Consider the following 16227-nt stretch of genomic DNA (forward strand, 5'->3'; position numbering starts at 1 on the left):
ACTGGGAAGCGCGGGCCATCGAAACGGTGTCTCGGCATGGGCGCCGGCGCATCTTGTTGACCTCCTTGCTGGATACCAAGGCGTGGCCGGCCAAGGAGATCGCGGCGCAATACCAGGAACGCTGGCACATCGAGACCAGCTACCGCGAGCTGAAGCAGGACATGTTGGGGGACGAATTGACGTTACGCAGTGGCACTCCGGAGACCGTCCGACAGGAAGTGTGGGGGACGCTCTTGGCCTACAACCTGGTCCGACTGGAGATGGCTGAGATCGCGCGGGAAGTGGGGGTTGCGCCGACCGATCTTAGCTTTACGACAGCGCTGCATTATTTGCGCTATGAGTGGAGCTGGCTGGCGATCAGCAGCCCCGGCACCTTGCCGGCGCGCTTGCTGCGTCTGCGGGAACGCCTCGGGGAGTTGTTGCTACCGAAACAACGGCGGGGGCGTGAATGCCCCCGCGTGGTGAAAAAGCTGCCGTCCCGTTACCCAATCAAACAGGTTCGATCCGCTAAGTGAACGGCATTAGCCCGGGTGGGCGGCATTCTTGTGGAGCACTTGGGCGGATCAGTGCGTCTGTGCGGCGACCAGCGTCATCTGCTGAGTCTTCTGCGCCAAGAGCTTCTTGATGATAGGCACTGCCTGCGCGGCGGCCTTTTCGCCCTCGAGAATCGCCTGGTTGCGCTGGGCGAAGCCGGTGGTGCCGATGTTCTGTACCTGCGGGCGGATGATCACGTCGGCCTGCTTCAGCTCGTGCTGCAGCATCGGCACGCTCATGATGTTGAGGCTCTGGTCCAGGATGGACAGGAAGCCGCCGCCGCTGCCGGCTCGGGGCCGCGCCGAGATGTCGACGGCGATCACGAAGTTGGCGCCCATTTCGCGCGCCGCGGTTACCGGTACCGGGCTGGTCAGTCCGCCATCAACGTAGCGGCGGCCGTTGATCACGGTCGGCTGGAACACGTTCGGGATGCTGGCCGACGCGCGCACCGCTTGGCCGGTGTTGCCGGTGCGGAAGACCATCCGCGCGCCGCTGTCGAAGTCGGTCGCTACTGCAGCGAACGGCTTGGCGAGCTTCTCGATCGGGCGGTTGCCGACCTGGCGGTTCACGTAGTCGGCCAGCGCCTCGCCCTTGATCACGCCATTGCTCGACAGGCTGAGGTCGGTCAGGTTGGTCTCGTCAAGTTGCACCGCCTTCTGCTGCAGCTGGAAGCCGTTCAGACCGGAGGCGTACAGGCTGCCGACCAAGGCGCCTGCGCTGGTGCCGGTGACGATGTCGGCCTTGATGCCGGCGTTTTCCAGCACCTTGATCACGCCGATGTGGGCAAAGCCCTTGGCGGCGCCGCCGCCGAGCGCCAGCGCGATCTTCAGCTTCGGAGGCGGCTTCACTTCGGCAGGCGGAGCGACCGGCGCGGTGGAGGTGGTACAGGCGGCCAGCGTCAGCGCGGCCAGCAGGGCGATAGGACGTAACAGCGATTTCATCATTGAAAAAGGCCGGGGTCGCCGGCCTGGGCTTGTTCTCTCGGGATGGGGTTCAACGCGGCACTTGGCCGGGCTTCTTGAATTCGATCACCTGGCGGCCATCGGGCAGCAGATCGGCCTTTTGCTTGGGGCGGCCGAACCAGGCATGCCCATATACGACTTCGTAAGTGGCCGGGAGTTTCCCATCGCGGCGACGAAGCTCGTACGCGGCGCACACCTGCTGCCAGGCATGCTTGCCCATCAGGCCGCGGCCCCGTCCGCCGGTGGCGTTGTGTGCACCGATCGCCTTCAGATCCTGCATCACGCCCCGGGCGTCATCGTAGGTCAGCACGATCTTGTCCATGTCCATCACCGGCTCACCGAAGCCGGTGCGCACCAGCGCATCGCCCAGGTCATGCATGTCGATGAACTGGTTGACGTGGGTGGCGCCATCGACGCCGGCGAACGAGGTGCGCAGTTCCTGCAGCGTGTCCGGGCCGAGCGTCGAGAACATCACCAGACCGTCGGGCTTGAGGATGCGGCGGAACTCGGCGAACACGCTGTCGGGCACGTTCACCCACTGGATCGCCAGGTTCGACCAGATCATGTCGACGCTCTGATCCGCCAGCGGCAACGCTTCGAGATCGCCGCATACCTGCCATGACGAACGCGCCTTGCCCAGGAGTCGCCCGAAGAAGCCTGCGTCGTCCTGCTGCTTGGTGCGCGAGGCTTTCAGCATCGCGGCGGCCAGGTCGAGTTCGATTACCCGCGCATTCGGGTAGCGTTCGCGCAGTTGCGCGGCGCCATAGCCGGTGCCGCTGCCAGCGTCGAGGATCACCGCCGGCTCGTGCTTGATATAAGTGAGCCGTTCGGCCATGCGGTCGGACACTTCGCGCTGCAGCACGGCGGCGGAATCGTAGCTGGTGGCGGCGCGCTCGAAGGCGGCGCGTACCCGCGCCTTGTCGGTGTAAAAGGCTTCACTCATGCGTGTTGGTCCAGATGGCGGCGCAGCGCCGCCACAAAGTCGGTCTCGTGCGACAGGAAAGGCGCGTGCGAGGCCTGCGGAAACTCGGTCAGGGTGGCGTCCGGCAGCGTCTCGGCCAGCCAGCGCCCGGCACCGATCGGGGTGATCATGTCGCGCGCGCCGAACAACAGCGCGGTCGGGCTGCCGATCTCGGGGGCGATCGCGCGCGCGTCGGCGTCGAGCAGTAATTGTAACGCAGGTGACAGTCCCTGCGGGCTACCGTGTGCAAACAGCAGTTCGCGCAGCGCCTTCAACGTGTCGCGTGCGGCCGGTGCACCGAGCGTCTGCAGCGCGAGGAAGCGTTCCAGCGTCAACTCGAACGAGGTGTCGAGATTGGCGCCGACCGCCTCGATCTGCGCGCGCGGCTGAGCGTGGTCCCAGCCGTCGTCGCGGACGAAGAGCGGGCTGGTGGCGACTAGGGTCAGGCTCTTGACCGTACCGGGAGAGCGGTGCGCCCAATGCTGGGCGATTAGTCCGCCGAGCGACCAGCCGACCAGCTGTAGTGGCAGCGGGAACTGTTCGGCCAGACTATCCGCGATCGCTTCAGCGGTATACGGGCCGGTCGGCAGCGGGCTTGCGCCGTGGCCGGGCAGGTCGACCAAGTGCAGCGTGTAGCGATCGGCCAGCTGTTCGGCTATGCGGGCGAACACACCACCGTGAAGACCCCAGCCGTGCAGCAGCACTACGTCCGGGCCGTGGCCCAGCGTCTCAACAAAGCAATTCATCGGGGCAAGATGCGGGTAAAACGCTATTTGCGCAAGAGTGCGATGCGAAAGAAGCCGCCGAAACCGGCGGGCTCGTCGTGAGTCTTGGTGAGGCCGGTGGCGGCGACGATCTCGCCGAGCCGTCGATTGATGTCGGTGGCGATCAGCCTTGTCATCAGGTTGACTGAACGACGTAACAAACTGGCATGACCGGCATCTGGCAGGAATTTGTCGAACACCACGACGCGGCCGCCCGGCTTCAGCACCCGCTCGACCTCTCGCAGACAGGCGACCGGATCGGGGATGACCGCCAGGACCAGATGTAGCACCACCGCGTCGAATTCGCCGTCGACGAAAGCCAGCTTCTCGCCGTCCATCACTCGTGCCTCGACAGCGAGGCCGAGGGAACGGGCGCGCTGCTGCAGCTTGGCGAGCATGCCGGGCGAGATGTCGATGGCGGTCAGCCGCCGGCATGGCATCAGGAAGTCGAGGTCGAGACCGGTGCCGGCGCCGACGATCAGGATGCGCTCGTCGGGCAGCGGCTCAAGCAGGTTGATCGCGCGGCGGCGTTGACCGGCGAACACGCCGGCCAGCCGGTCGTAGAACGGCGCGTAGAAGTTGTAGCGTAAGCGATTAAACTGGCTGACAAGCGGGTGAGACATGATCGGCCACCTTGGCGAGCGGCAGGGCCAGGCGCGACCAGTCCAGTTGTTCGGCCGGCGCCGGCGCCGCGAAATAGAAGCCCTGCAGCGTATGACAACCCATTTCGCTTAGACGGCGCAATTGCCCCTCGGTTTCCACCCCCTCGGCGACCACCTCGAGCCCCAGCGCCTCGGCCAAGGCCAGGATGGCGCGCACGATCGCGTCGGCCTCGCCCTTGCTGTCGACCTCGCTGACGAAGGCGCGGTCGATCTTCAGCTTGTCGAAGCGGTAGCGGTGCAGGTAGGACAGCGCCGAATAGCCGGTGCCGAAATCGTCCAGCGCCAGGCGAACCCCAAGCTTGCGCAGCGCCGCCATCACCATCGCCGCGGTATCCGGCTCGTCGATCAGCGCGCTCTCGGTGATCTCCAGATACAGCGTGCCGGGCTGGAGGTCGTGCTGACGCACCAGCTGAGTCAGCCAGGCGACGAAACCCGGGTCATGGAAGTTGGACGAGGACAGGTTGATGTGCAGTGCCAGTGGCGTCGTCACCTGGCCGCTCAGTTGCCAGCGGGTCAGCTGGCGGCAGGCCGCTTCGATCATGTAACGGTCAAGCCGCACGATCAACCCGCTTTCCTCGGCCACGGGCAGGAAAGTGGCCGGTGCCAGCATGCCGCGCTCAGGGTGGCGCCAGCGTACCAGCGTCTCCAAGCCCACCAACTCGCCGGTGATCGCGTGGACGAACGGCTGGTAATACGGGATCAGCTGGTCCTGTTCCTCAAGCGCGCGGCGCAGCTCCGACTCCAGCGCCAGCTGGTCGGCCTGGTCGCGGCGCAGCGCGTGGTTGAACAGTGTGTAACCGTGGCGGCCCTGCTGCTTGGTGCGGTACATCGCATGGTCGGCGTCGCGCAGCAGGTCGTCGGCCTGATGGTAGAGGTCGCGGTCGGCCAGCACCACGCCGACGCTGGCCGAGGTGAACACCTCGCGGCCATGCAGGATCACCGGGTGCTCGAATTCGGCGACGATGCGTCGCGCGATCGGCTCGCAGTCGTCGAAGCTCTTCACGTTGGACAGCAGCACCGCGAATTCGTCGCCGCCGATCCGGGCGAGGAAGTCGGTCTGGCGGAGGCAGCGGTGCAGCCGCGCGCCGACCTCGAATAGCAGGTGGTCGCCGGCCAGGTGGCCGAGCGTGTCGTTGACGCGCTTGAAGCGGTCCAGATCGATGAACAGTACCGCGAAGCGGTGCCCGCCACTGACGAACTGTTCCCAGCTCTCGCGTAGCGTGCGCGCGAAGTGGGAGCGGTTGGGCAGGTTGGTGAGCGGGTCATGCAGGCTGTCGTACTTGAGCTGTGCGTTGACCGCGTCGAGTTCGCTGGTGCGCTCGCGCACCCGCGCCTCGAGCGCCGCGTAGCTGCCTTGCAGTGCTTCGAGCGCGCGCAGCCGCGACAGGGCGGCACCGATGTGGTTGGCGACGAACTCGAGGATTTCCTGCTCGCGCAGGCTGAAGCGCGCCGCGCTGTCCTCGCTCGACACTGCCAGCACGCCCAAGAGATTGTGCTCGCTGAACAGCGGCACGCCCAGCCAGCTACCCTGCTTGCCATCGCCCTGCGTGTTGCCGGTACTCAACAGCGGACGGCCGCTGTGCAGCACCTGCTCGATCGGGCCGCGTCCCGGGCGACGCGGCGAGGGGCTGCCGGCCCCCGAATTGTACGGGAAGCTCAACAGGTCCTGACCGGCGTCGTACAGGGCCACCTGGCAATGGTCGGCCGGCATCAGCTCAGCCAGCAGCCGGTGCAGGCCGGCGAGGAAGGCGCCGAGCGACAGGCTGGTGTTGGTCAGCTCGGCGATGCGGTACAGCACGCCGTGCAGCCGCTCGTGGTGCTGACGGTCGGCGACCTCGGCACGCAATCGGGCGTTGATGCCCTCCAGCTCGTTGGTGCGGTACTGCACTTGACGCTCGAGCTGGCTCGGATAGCGCAGCGTGTCGAGCGCGAAGCCGAGATGGCGCGCCAACAGCAGCAGGCTGGCCTGCTCGGCGGTGGACAGCGGCATGTCCTGATAGCGTTGCAGCACGAGCGCGCCGATCGGCTGACCGAGCGCGTTGATCAGCGGTACCGCCATGCCGCTAGTGGGCAGCGACAGATGTGGCGGGCATGGCCAACGCTGTTCCTGGATCAGCCGTTGCAATGCATCGCGGCTGTAGTGAAGGGGCTGGCCCGATTGCATAAGGTAGCCGACCAGCCGTGGTGGCAGCGCGTCGGCGGCCGGATGCATCGGGTCAAGCGGATGGCGATCATCGCGGTACAGCGGGAAGCGCAGTGCGGCGTGTTCTTCATCAAGCAGCGCGATGTAGCAGTGCTGCGCGTCCATCAGTCGCTCGAGCCGGCGCAGGAACTGCTGTGCCAGTTCGTCGGCGTGACCGCATTGATGGCCGAGCTGGCTGATGTCGAGCAGAATTTCGTGGGACAGCTGGGAGACGTTCAGTGCGTCGCGTAGGCGGACGCACAGCAGGTGGCCGGTCACGAGTTCGGCGAGTGCGTCGAGGTCGGGGCCGGCGTGGCCGCGCCAGATCAGCCAGCCTATCGCCTGGCCTGCATCGCGCAAGGGCAGTGCGCCACCATCGGCCGGCGCGGCGAGGCCTGCCTCTAGCACATCGGCGCTGGGCAAGCTGTCGGCATGGCCGAGCGCAGCCAACTGCTGCCAGCGGTTGCCGCGGCGCGCCCAGATGGCGAGGGCGGACAGCGAACCGTGACGGGCCAGCAGGGCCAGGGCCTTGTCGAGCGCAGCCGGCGGCGCTATCAGATTGTCAGCCGAGCTTGTCATCGAATGATCGTGGCGCTTTCCGCATATATACACACTACGACAGACCGGGCGTTTTCTTTAGCGCAGCGGACGGGGCATCATCGCTAGCCCGGCCGTCGTGCGCATCTCAGCACTCGTCTGACATTCCCCGATCGGTGCCGAGTACGGCGCACGGCCGACGGGGCCTCTTATTCTATTTGCTGCAGTACTTCGGCGAGCTTCAGGCAATCCGCCTCGCTGTGTGCCGCCGACAGCGCAATGCGCAGTCGTGCGCTGCCTTCCGGCACCGTCGGTGGGCGGATTGCTGGCACCCACAGGCCAGCGTCGCGCAACGTGGCCGCAACCCGCAAGGCGTCGGCATCGCTGCCGATCAGCAAGGGCTGTATCGGTGTGCGTGACTCTCCTAGCATAAACCTTCCGGCGCCCAGCATGACACGACATTGTCGCACGCGTTCGAACAAACGTTCGCGTCGCCAGCTTTCCGCTTGCATCAATGCCACACTTTCCATCACCGCGCAGGCCAGTGCTGGCGGTTGCGCCGTCGTGTAGATATAGCTGCGAGCCTTGTTCACCAGCCAGTCGATCAGCCGACGCGAGCCGAGCACCGCGGCACCGGCCACGCCGGCTGCCTTGCCGAGCGTCGCCATCACGATCACTCGTTCCGAGCCGGCCAGCGCCGGACACTCGCCCAGGCTGCCGCGGCCGTCGCCAAGCACGCCGAAGCTGTGCGCATCGTCTAGGTATAGCCAGGCGTCGTAGCGTTCGGCCAGTGCGAGCAGTCGGGCCAGCGGTGCCTCGTCCCCGTCCATGCTGTAAACCGCGTCGACCGCGATCAGCCGGGTGCCGGTGGGGCTCTGTTCGAGCTGCTCTGCAAGCTGCTCTAGGTCATTATGCTTAAATCGCTTAAAAGTCGCACGCGATAATACGCATGCGTCATTCAAAGAGGCATGATTGAGCTTGTCGGCGAAGACGGTCGCACGGCGGTCGAGCAGTGCGGTGAGCACGCCGAGGTTGGCAGCGTAGCCGGATGAGAACAGCAGCGCCGCCTCGGCGCCGACGAAATCGGCGAGTGCTTCCTCGGCCGCCTCGTGGGCCGCGAAGTGGCCGGCGACCAAGTGCGAGGCGCCGCCGCCGACTCCCCAGCGCGCCACGCCCTGCTGGACCGCTTCGATCAGTCGGGGGTGGTTGGCGAGGCCGAGATAGTCGTTGCTGGCGAATGAGACGAACTCGCGGCCGTCGATGACGAGACGGGGGCCCTGTGGGCTGTCGAGCAAGGTGCGCTGGCGGTAACGGTGTGCGCCGGACAGCGCTGCCAGCGCGTCGGCCAGTTGATTCGGACGCATGACATTCTCCACAAAAAAATGTGGCCGAAACGCACTCATTATATAGAGGGTGTTTCGGCCAGCCTGGCAGTAGTCGGGGTGGTAGTTTAAAGCGGCGCGAGGTCGAGCTTGGTCAACAGGGCGCGGTCGGCTTCCACGTCCGGGTTGCCGGTGGTCAACAGCTTGTCGCCGTAGAAGATCGAGTTGGCGCCGGCGAGGAAGCACAGCGCCTGCATCGCCTCGGGCATGCCGCGCCGACCGGCCGACAGGCGTACGTAGCTTGCCGGCATCGTCAGCCGCGCCACCGCAATGGTGCGCACGAACTCGGTCCAGTCGATCTCCTCGGCGCCCTCGAGTGGGGTGCCTTCCACCTTGACCAGGCTGTTGATCGGTACCGATTCCGGCTGCGGGTCGAGGTTGGCCAGCTGGGTGATCAGGCCGGCGCGGTCCTCGCGCGTCTCGTTCAGGCCGACGATGCCGCCGCAGCACACCGACAGGCCGGCGCCGCGCACCTTGCCGAGCGTGTCGAGGCGGTCTTCATACTCGCGGGTCTGGATGATGTCGGCGTATTTGTCCGGCGCGGTGTCGAGGTTGTGGTTGTAGTAATCGAGGCCGGCGCCCTTCAGCTTCTCGGCCTGGCCGTCCTTCAAGAGGCCGAAGGTGGCACAGGTCTCAAGGCCCAGTTCCTTCACCTGGCGCACCATGTCCAGCGTCTGCTCGAGGTCGGCGTCTTTCGGGCCGCGCCAGGCAGCACCCATGCAGAAGCGCCCGGCGCCGTTGGCCTTGGCGGCGCGCGCGGCGGCGACCACCTCGTCGACGGTCATCATCGGCTGATTCGGTACCGGGGTGTCGTGGTGCACCGATTGCGGGCAGTAGCCGCAGTCCTCCGGACAGCCGCCAGTCTTGATCGACAGCAGCGTCGACAGCTGCACACGGGTCGGGTCGAAATACTGGCGATGAACCTCGGCGGCGCGGAATACCAGTTCCATGAACGGTAGCGCGTACAGCGCCTCGACTTCGGCAACCGACCACTGGCCGGATTCGTGGTGAGGGGTGGCGGGGCGCTGGAAAATGATCTGATTGGATGACATAGCGATGTTTGTCGGCTAAGACGTTTAGGAATCCATACTGCGAGCCATGCTGCGCGATGACCTCTACGCTGTCAAACCTACTAAGCCTATTTATTGACAACTGCCCGTTTTTTGAACAGAAGTGCGCGCTATGTGGTGACGCCTCGCCGCATAGCGGAATTTGCAATTCATGTCAAGATGGTTTGCCCTGGTTTAGTGGGGAAAACTGCTCCCGCTGTGCTTTGCCCCTTGCTGCGGCCGCGCCTTTATGTGGCCAATGCCAGCGGTTGCCGCCGTTTTTCGACCGGCTGGACGCGGTCTTGCGCTTCGATTTCCCACTTGCCGGACTGCTGCATGCTTGGAAATACGGTCGGCGCTATGAATTGTCGGGTGTGATGGCGCAAATATTTACACGAAATTCGGTTAACTTCGGCGAAAAACCGGATCTAGTGCTGCCGGTTCCATTGGCGCCGGCCAGGTTGGCCGAACGGGGCTTCAACCAGAGCGAGGTGCTGGCGCGGGCGTTCGCTGATACACTTGCCTGCCCGTTTTCGACGACGCACTTGTGGAGAAAACGCAACACCCCGTCTCAGGCCAGTTTGACGCTGGCCGAACGGCGTCGAAATTTGCATGATGCTTTTGGCGTAAATCCTGCTGTGAAAGGGCTTCACGTGCTGTTGGTGGACGATGTCGCCACCTCCGGATCGACCCTGTCGGCGCTGGCTTTTGCGTTGAAAAAACAGGGGGCAAAACGGGTCGACGCCAAGGTGCTGGCACGGGCCATTTTTTCTAAAACTTGACCAAGCGTTTGATTCCTTGGAACAATCCGCCTCGCTATCAATGTTTACCGTAGTTCTTTACCAGCCGGAAATCCCGCCCAACACGGGCAATGTGATTCGTTTATGTGCCAACACCGGCTGTGAGCTGCACCTGGTCAAACCGCTGGGCTTTCCGCTCGACGACGCCAAATTGCGTCGAGCCGGACTCGACTATCACGAGTATGCCCGGCTGGTGGTTCATGAAGATTTCGATGCCTGTCTGACCGCGTTGTCGGGGCGACGGATCTTCGCAGCCACCACCAAGGGTGCCACCCGACATGACCAGGTGGCTTTCCTCCCCGGGGATGTATTGCTGTTCGGCCCCGAGTCGCGCGGTCTGCCGGAAGACGTGCTTGCACGCTTTCCGGCCGAGCGACGGATCCGGCTGCCGATGCGGCCGGGTTCCCGCAGCATGAATCTGTCCAACGCCGTGGCGGTGACAGTGTTCGAAGCCTGGCGTCAGACGGGTTTCGAGGGAGGAAGTTAAGGCTCACGGTTGGCACAACAGCATAAGGGAGGTATATGCAACCTGTTCTCCGATGGCTGTGGCTAGCTTTTATCAGTCTGGTACTGGTAGCGTGCTCCACCGTAAAGCCCGCCAGTGCCACCAGTCAACAGACCAAGAAGGTCGCCAATAGAGGCGGCTATTTCCAGAAAGACGGCCCGGCCGCGCACATTCCAGTGAACCTGGAGCTAGTGCCCGATGCGGTTCCTCAGAATGAGCGGCTGATCCCGTCTGCCAATCGCCCGTATACCGCAATGGGCATGAGCTTTCACCCCGATACCAGTTCCAGACCCTACACTGTGGTGGGCCTGGCTTCGTGGTACGGCAAGCAGTTCCACGGTCGCAAGACCACCTCGGGCGAACGCTACGATATGTTCGCGATGACCGCGGCGCATCCGACGCTGCCGATCCCGAGTTATGTGCGGGTCACCAATCTGGTGAACGGTAAGGAAGTGATCGTGAAGATCAACGACCGCGGGCCGTTCCACCCGCATCGCATCATGGACATGTCGTACGCGGCGGCCTACAAGCTGGGCTTCGTCAAGAACGGCAGCGCCAAGGTTCGTATCGAGCGCGTCTGGCCGGCGGCCGGGGGCGAAGCGGTGGCCAACAACGAGCACTCGGCCGAAGCCAGCGAGGCCAAGCCGGTCTACCTGCAGCTGGGCAGCTTTTCCCAGCTCGCCAGCGCCGAGGCGCGGCTGAAGGAGCTGGTCGCCCGGTTCGACAGCCAGAAGGACGCCAAGCTTGGCATCGTGAATCAAGAGGGCAACTACCGCGTGCGCATGGGGCCGTTCGGCAGCCAGGCGGAGGCACAGAAGACCGCCGCCGGGCTTAACGTGACCGCCCAGGTGAGTGCTAGCTGAGCGAGACCCGACCGGAACGTAAAAAAGCGAGGAACATTGGTTCCTCGCTTTTTTTATGCCTGCGCAGTGGTTGTAAAAAACCCCGGCGCCGCTGGGGCGGGCCGGGGTTAGAAAGCGCCTCGATGTTTAGAGCGAGGCACCCGCTCAGGGAGGTTGGCGGGAGACGCCATCAATGACGTCTGCGTTTTAGTGGGGTACAGTGTGCAAAAGTTCCCGGATGGGATTTGGTGTCGCTAACAAGGCTCGCTATACGTTGTTGGCCGCTCGGTCGTGCTGCTGTCTGCGGTCGCGCAGCCCTTAGCCGGTTTGGCCGTCATCAGTGGGCTCGTCTGCGGTGTCGTGCGGCGCCTGTGTCTCTTCGGCGAGGGCGAACCAGTCGGCGACCACCTTTTCCACCGAGTCCATACCCTGTTTCTTCAGGCTGGAGAACAACTGCACGCTGACCGGCTGGCGCTCGGCGCGCTCGGCCAGCGCCTGCTTCACCTTGGCAAGGGTCTTGGTCTGCTCCTGGCGCGAGAGCTTGTCGGCCTTGGAGAGCAGGATGTGCACCGGGCGGCCGGTGTCGCCGAAGAAGTCGAGCATCTGCAGGTCCAGGTCCTTGAGCGGGTGGCGCGCATCCATGATCAGGATCAGCCCGACCAAGCTCTGGCGAGTCTGCAGGTAGCGGCCGAGCAGCTGCACCCAGTGCGCGCGCACCGGCTCCGGCACCTGGGCGTAGCCGTAGCCGGGCAGGTCGACCATGAAACGCTCGCCGCCCAGATCGAAGAAGTTGATGTGCTGGGTGCGACCGGGGGTCTTGGATACGTAGGCGAGCCGGGTGCGGTTGGTCAGCGTGTTGATCGCGCTGGACTTGCCCGCGTTGGAGCGCCCGACGAATGCCACCTCGACGCGGGTCGGCGGCAGATCTTTCAGGTGGTTGACAGTGGTATAAAATGTGGCGTTCTGAAAGATAGACATAGTAGTAAGGCAGAAATCAGTTGGTATAGAATAGCAGGTTTAGAATTGCCACTCTTGCAGACAGTTTCCGCATTCTCCTAAAGGAGCGACCATGAAACCTAAGATGCTCTTGGCGTTGGCTGCTGTTGCAGCCGCCGTAGCCGGCAGCGCCTTCGCAGCCAGCCCGGTATACAAGGGCGACCCGGCAAAGGGCAAAGTGATCGTGGACCAGGTGTGTGCCGCCTGCCACGGTGTAGATGGTAATAGCGCGGGGTCGAACTACCCTTCGCTGGCCGGTCAGCATCAGAAGTACATCCACGATCAGCTTCAGGCTTTCAAAGGCGGTGTCCGCAAGAACCCGGTCATGATGGGGATGGCCGCGCCGCTGTCGGACGATGATATGTGGAATGTGTCTGCGTACTTCAGTTCGCAGAAGATCAAGCCGCGCGAGGCCAACGACAAGACGCAGATGGTGCTCGGCAAGCAGGTCTACCGCGTCGGCAATCCGGTGACCCGCGTGCCGGCCTGTATGGCCTGTCACGGCCCGGCCGGCTCCGGCATTCCGGACAAGTTCCCTCGCCTTTCCAGCCAGCACGCTGCGTACGTGCTCACCCAGTTGAACAACTTCAAGGTGGGGACCGATCGCAAGAATCCGGTCATGTCCGATATCGCGTCGCGGATGAGCGATGCCGAGATGAAGGCGGTGGCCGAATACATCTCCGGTCTGCGCTAAGCCGGCCCGGGACGGCGAGCCGACTGCCTGCGCCTTCTGGCGCGGTGCCGGACGCAACTTTCATACCCCGTGTTACTCAAAAGGGGAGCCCGCCCGGGGCTTCCCTTTTTTTGTGCCGTATCGATCAATGAAAACTAGCAAACGCCAGGCCGGTTTTGGCTCCTCCCTGTTCGAGCTGTTGAGCTCGATGCGCTTTGCCATCGGCCTGTTGACCATCCTGGCGATCGCCTCGGTGGTGGGCACGGTGCTCAAGCAGAACGAACCGTATCCGAACTACGCTTTCGAGTTCGGGCCGTTCTGGTTCCGCGTCTTCGAAACGTTGGGGCTGTACGACGTCTACCATTCCGGCTGGTTCTTGGTGATCCTGGCCTTTCTGGTGCTGTCGACCTCGCTGTGCATCACGCGCAATGGTCCGGGTTTCGTGAAGGACATGAGGGCCTTCCGCGACAAGGCGAGCAATGTGTCGCTCGCGGCGATGAAGCACAGTATCGAGCTGGAGGGCCGCATCGCCCCCGAGGCGGTTGCCGGCTACCTGGGCCGAGAGGGCTTCCGTTTCAAGGTGCGCGAGCGCGAGGACGGGGCGACGCTGTTCGCCGCCAAGAAGGGGGTGGCCAACAAGCTCGGCTATTTCTTCGCGCATATTGCGCTGGTGGTGATCTGCATCGGCGGCCTGATCGACGGCAACCTGCCGCTGAAGCTCGGCGAACTGGTCGGCAGGGTCGTGCCGGAGACACGCGACATCCCGCAAAGCCAGATTCCCGAACAGAGCCGTCTGTCGGCCGGCAACCTGTCATTTCGCGGTAACGTTACCATTGCCGAGAACAAGAGCGCCGACGTGATCTTCCAGAATGCGGGCAATGGCTACCTGGTGCAGGAGTTGCCGTTCATCATCACGCTGAAGAAGTTCTACGTCGACTACTACAACAACGGCATGCCGAAACTGTTTGCCAGCGACATCATCGTGACCGACAAGCGCACCGGCAAGGAGACGCCGGCGACGGTGAAGGTGAACCACCCGCTGATCGTCGACGGCGTGGCGATCTACCAGGCGAGCTTCGGTGACGGCGGCTCGCCGCTCGAACTGAAGGGCTGGAACCTGGCACAGCCGGCGATGGCGCCGGTGACCTTGCGCGGCACCTCGCTCGCCACCCAGCCCTTGAAGGCGAATGGCCGTGACTACCAGCTGGAATTCGGTGAGTTGCGCGTCTTTAATATCGAGAACATGGGCGGCGCGCAGGGTGATGCCAAGACCTTCTCCGAACGGATGCACGACGCGCGCGAGGTGAAGCACGAGAAGGCGCTGAAGAACGTCGGCCCGAGCATCTCCTTCAAGTTGCGCGATGCGCAGGGCCAGGCGCGCGAATACCAGCAGTACATGGCGCCGATCACGCAGGAGGGCGCGAGCTACCTGATCAGCGGGGTGCGCAGCGAGGTCGCCAAGCCGTTCCAGTTCCTGCGCCTGCCGCTCGACGACGACGGCAAGATCGACACCTTCATGCGGCTGCGCGCCGCGTTGCTCAACTCGGCGCTGTACGACGAGATCGCCGCGCGCACCACCGCCAAGGCGCTGCAGGGCCAAGCGATCAGCCCGGCGATGCAGCAGCAGTTCCAGAGCAGCGTGAAATGGGTGCTGGCGCGCTTCGCGCAGGGCGGCTTCAGCGCGCTCGAGCAGTTCCTCGACGAGCGGGTGCCGGCCGACAAGCGCCAGGCGGTGGCGCAGACCTATGTGAAGATCCTGCAGGGCGCAGTGGTCGACGTGATGGACGTGGCGCAGGCGAAGGCGGGCTTGGCACCGCTGCCGGAAGACGGTAAGCATTACCGCTTCCTGCTCGATGGTCTGGTCGGTGTCAGCGCCTTGAACGACTACGGCGCGCCGGTGTTCCTGCAGCTGACCGGTTTCGAGCAGGTGCAGGCGTCCGGCCTGCAGATGACCCGCAGCCCGGGCAAGAATCTGGTCTATTTCGGCTCGCTGATGCTGGTGATCGGCATCATCTTGATGTTCTACGTGCGCGAAGTGCGCCTGTGGGTGCTGTGCTACGGTGACCGGATGCGCGTGGCGATGAGCTCGAACCGGCACAGCCGCGACCTGGATAGCGATTTTGCGCGCCATACCGAATCTTTGAATCAGTTAGTGCGAGACGCCTGATGGAATTGGTCCACTCTTATGAAAACCCCTCGCTCCTGAAGCGGCTGTCGGCCGTCGACTGGGGCTATGCGCTGTTGGTGCTGGCCGCCGCGGCGTACACCTACGTGCTGTACGGCGAGATGCTCGATTACTACGAGAAGGCGATCCTCGCCGGCGCCTCGCTGGGCCTGGTGGCCATGGGCTGGTTCTGGAAGCCCTGGCGGGCGTTCTTCCCTGCGTCGGGCCTGTTGGCGCTTGGCGGCATCAGCCTGTATCACGGCGATCTGGCGCGCGGGCAGAGCGCATTCTGGCTCAAGTACGCCCTGTCGAGCCAGTCGGCGATCATGTGGATGTGCACGCTGTTCTTCCTCGCCACGGCGATGTTCTGGGCGGGGTTGATCCGCCGTTCCGATACGCTGCAGAAGCTGGGCAGCGGCCTAACCTGGTCGGCGGCGCTGATGGGGCTGACCGGGATGTTCGTGCGCTGGTACGAGAGCTACCTGATCGGCAGCGACGTCGGCCACATCCCGGTGTCGAACCTATACGAGGTGTTCGTGCTGTTCTGCCTGATCACCGCGCTGATGTACCTGTACTACGAGGCCAAGTTCGCCGCCCGCCAGGTCGGTGCCTTCGTGCTCTTGGTGATCACGGCCGCCGTCGGCTTCATCCTGTGGTATTCGTTCGACCGCCAGGCGCACGAGATCCAGCCGCTGATCCCGGCGCTGCAGTCGTGGTGGATGAAGATCCACGTGCCGGCCAACTTCGTCGGCTACGGTTCGTTCGCGCTGTCGGCGATGTTGGGCATCGCCGAGCTCCTGGTGCTGCGCGACGCGAAGCGGGCTGAGCTTGCCGGCGGCGAGGCGCAGCCGGGCTGGTTCGCCCGCCGCCTGCCGGCCGCCGACGTGATTGACGAGATGATGTACAAGGCGATCACGGTCGGCTTCCTGTTCTTCACCATCGCGACCATCCTCGGCGCGATGTGGGCGGCCGATGCCTGGGGCGGTTACTGGAGCTGGGACCCGAAGGAGACCTGGGCGCTGATCGTGTGGCTGAACTACGCGGCGTGGCTGCACATTCGCCTGGTGAAGGGCTGGCGCGGTGAGCCGCTGGCGTGGTGGGCGGTGATCGGCATTGTCGTCACCAGCTTCGCCTTCCTCGGCGTGAACATGTTCCTGTCGGGCCTGCACTCGTACGGCGGCCTGTAAGCCGGCCTTTAGGCCAATCTTGGGCCT

15 protein-coding genes are annotated in these 16227 nt (G+C 64.2%); 7 read left to right on the forward strand and 8 right to left on the reverse strand.

What is annotated here, in order from left to right; translation table 11 throughout:
- Nucleotides 1-515, forward strand: a 515-nt coding sequence (locus QU481_RS08660) for a transposase (protein WP_289829323.1), incomplete at its 5' end; no start/stop codon positions are given.
- 48 nt (nucleotides 516-563) lie between these two features.
- On the opposite strand, the gene QU481_RS08665 is transcribed toward QU481_RS08660, so the two are convergent.
- The 7 genes from QU481_RS08665 to bioB form a co-directional block, all read right to left on the reverse strand.
- Complete coding sequence (locus QU481_RS08665; RefSeq protein ID WP_289829650.1) at nucleotides 564-1475, reverse strand: patatin-like phospholipase family protein; 912 nt, start codon at nucleotides 1473-1475, stop codon at nucleotides 564-566.
- 52 nt (nucleotides 1476-1527) lie between these two features.
- Nucleotides 1528-2439, reverse strand: coding sequence for a malonyl-ACP O-methyltransferase BioC (gene bioC / locus QU481_RS08670; protein ID WP_289829557.1), 912 nt, complete (start codon nucleotides 2437-2439; stop codon nucleotides 1528-1530).
- Nucleotides 2436-3203: a pimeloyl-ACP methyl ester esterase BioH gene (gene bioH / locus QU481_RS08675; RefSeq protein ID WP_289829558.1), complete on the reverse strand. Its 768-nt coding sequence runs from the start codon at nucleotides 3201-3203 to the stop codon at nucleotides 2436-2438. The genes bioC and bioH overlap by 4 nt, the downstream gene beginning before the upstream one ends.
- A 23-nt stretch (nucleotides 3204-3226) precedes the next feature.
- Nucleotides 3227-3844, reverse strand: a complete 618-nt coding sequence (locus QU481_RS08680; protein ID WP_289829559.1) for a class I SAM-dependent methyltransferase — start codon at nucleotides 3842-3844, stop codon at nucleotides 3227-3229.
- On the reverse strand, nucleotides 3816-6644 hold the full coding sequence (locus QU481_RS08685) for a bifunctional diguanylate cyclase/phosphodiesterase (protein ID WP_289829561.1): 2829 nt from the start codon (nucleotides 6642-6644) through the stop codon (nucleotides 3816-3818). The genes QU481_RS08680 and QU481_RS08685 overlap by 29 nt, the downstream gene beginning before the upstream one ends.
- A gap of 167 nt (nucleotides 6645-6811) precedes the next feature.
- Nucleotides 6812-7966: an 8-amino-7-oxononanoate synthase gene (gene bioF, locus QU481_RS08690; RefSeq protein ID WP_289829562.1), complete on the reverse strand. Its 1155-nt coding sequence runs from the start codon at nucleotides 7964-7966 to the stop codon at nucleotides 6812-6814.
- Nucleotides 7967-8052: 86 nt separating this feature from the next.
- A complete protein-coding gene (bioB, locus tag QU481_RS08695) occupies nucleotides 8053-9036 on the reverse strand; it encodes a biotin synthase BioB (protein WP_289829563.1) in 984 nt (327 codons plus the stop codon).
- 56 nt (nucleotides 9037-9092) lie between these two features.
- Between bioB and QU481_RS08700 the strand changes: the two genes are divergently transcribed.
- From QU481_RS08700 to QU481_RS08710, 3 genes are read left to right on the forward strand one after another with little or no spacing between them, the layout of a single operon-like run.
- The gene (locus tag QU481_RS08700; RefSeq protein ID WP_289829564.1) at nucleotides 9093-9815 is read left to right on the forward strand and encodes a ComF family protein; all 723 of its coding nucleotides are present in this window, start codon (nucleotides 9093-9095) and stop codon (nucleotides 9813-9815) included.
- Between the two features lie 40 nt (nucleotides 9816-9855).
- A complete protein-coding gene (locus tag QU481_RS08705; protein ID WP_289829651.1) occupies nucleotides 9856-10320 on the forward strand; it encodes a tRNA (cytidine(34)-2'-O)-methyltransferase in 465 nt (154 codons plus the stop codon).
- Nucleotides 10321-10355: 35 nt separating this feature from the next.
- Entirely contained in the window at nucleotides 10356-11201 is an 846-nt protein-coding gene (locus QU481_RS08710) for a septal ring lytic transglycosylase RlpA family protein (protein ID WP_289829565.1), read from the forward strand.
- A 297-nt stretch (nucleotides 11202-11498) separates the two neighbouring features.
- On the opposite strand, the gene yihA is transcribed toward QU481_RS08710, so the two are convergent.
- Nucleotides 11499-12158, reverse strand: coding sequence for a ribosome biogenesis GTP-binding protein YihA/YsxC (gene yihA / locus QU481_RS08715; RefSeq protein ID WP_289829566.1), 660 nt, complete (start codon nucleotides 12156-12158; stop codon nucleotides 11499-11501).
- A gap of 91 nt (nucleotides 12159-12249) precedes the next feature.
- Between yihA and QU481_RS08720 the strand changes: the two genes are divergently transcribed.
- From QU481_RS08720 to ccsB, 3 genes are all read left to right on the forward strand, one after another.
- Nucleotides 12250-12870 (forward strand): c-type cytochrome, encoded by a 621-nt coding sequence (locus tag QU481_RS08720; protein ID WP_289829567.1) that lies wholly within the window; start codon nucleotides 12250-12252, stop codon nucleotides 12868-12870.
- 127 nt (nucleotides 12871-12997) lie between these two features.
- Complete coding sequence (locus tag QU481_RS08725) at nucleotides 12998-15016, forward strand: cytochrome c biogenesis protein ResB (RefSeq protein WP_289829568.1); 2019 nt, start codon at nucleotides 12998-13000, stop codon at nucleotides 15014-15016.
- On the forward strand, nucleotides 15016-16200 hold the full coding sequence (ccsB, locus tag QU481_RS08730) for a c-type cytochrome biogenesis protein CcsB (protein ID WP_289829569.1): 1185 nt from the start codon (nucleotides 15016-15018) through the stop codon (nucleotides 16198-16200). Before QU481_RS08725 ends, ccsB begins: the two co-directional genes overlap by 1 nt.
- The last annotated feature ends 27 nt before the right edge of the window (nucleotides 16201-16227 follow it).

Origin of the sequence: Crenobacter oryzisoli (genome assembly GCF_030385785.1) — a bacterium.
In the GTDB taxonomy this organism is placed as follows: Bacteria; Pseudomonadota; Gammaproteobacteria; order Burkholderiales; family Chromobacteriaceae; genus Crenobacter_A; species Crenobacter_A oryzisoli.

Coding starts and splice junctions, on each gene's coding strand:
- QU481_RS08665 (WP_289829650.1), bottom strand. CDS start 1,475: ATGAAATCGCTGTTACGTCCTATCGCCCTGCTGGCCGCGCTGACGCTG.
- bioC (WP_289829557.1), bottom strand. CDS start 2,439: ATGAGTGAAGCCTTTTACACCGACAAGGCGCGGGTACGCGCCGCCTTC.
- bioH (WP_289829558.1), bottom strand. CDS start 3,203: ATGAATTGCTTTGTTGAGACGCTGGGCCACGGCCCGGACGTAGTGCTG.
- QU481_RS08680 (WP_289829559.1), bottom strand. CDS start 3,844: ATGTCTCACCCGCTTGTCAGCCAGTTTAATCGCTTACGCTACAACTTC.
- QU481_RS08685 (WP_289829561.1), bottom strand. CDS start 6,644: ATGACAAGCTCGGCTGACAATCTGATAGCGCCGCCGGCTGCGCTCGAC.
- bioF (WP_289829562.1), bottom strand. CDS start 7,966: ATGCGTCCGAATCAACTGGCCGACGCGCTGGCAGCGCTGTCCGGCGCA.
- bioB (WP_289829563.1), bottom strand. CDS start 9,036: ATGTCATCCAATCAGATCATTTTCCAGCGCCCCGCCACCCCTCACCAC.
- QU481_RS08700 (WP_289829564.1), top strand. CDS start 9,093: ATGACCTCTACGCTGTCAAACCTACTAAGCCTATTTATTGACAACTGC.
- QU481_RS08705 (WP_289829651.1), top strand. CDS start 9,856: ATGTTTACCGTAGTTCTTTACCAGCCGGAAATCCCGCCCAACACGGGC.
- QU481_RS08710 (WP_289829565.1), top strand. CDS start 10,356: ATGCAACCTGTTCTCCGATGGCTGTGGCTAGCTTTTATCAGTCTGGTA.
- yihA (WP_289829566.1), bottom strand. CDS start 12,158: ATGTCTATCTTTCAGAACGCCACATTTTATACCACTGTCAACCACCTG.
- QU481_RS08720 (WP_289829567.1), top strand. CDS start 12,250: ATGAAACCTAAGATGCTCTTGGCGTTGGCTGCTGTTGCAGCCGCCGTA.
- QU481_RS08725 (WP_289829568.1), top strand. CDS start 12,998: ATGAAAACTAGCAAACGCCAGGCCGGTTTTGGCTCCTCCCTGTTCGAG.
- ccsB (WP_289829569.1), top strand. CDS start 15,016: ATGGAATTGGTCCACTCTTATGAAAACCCCTCGCTCCTGAAGCGGCTG.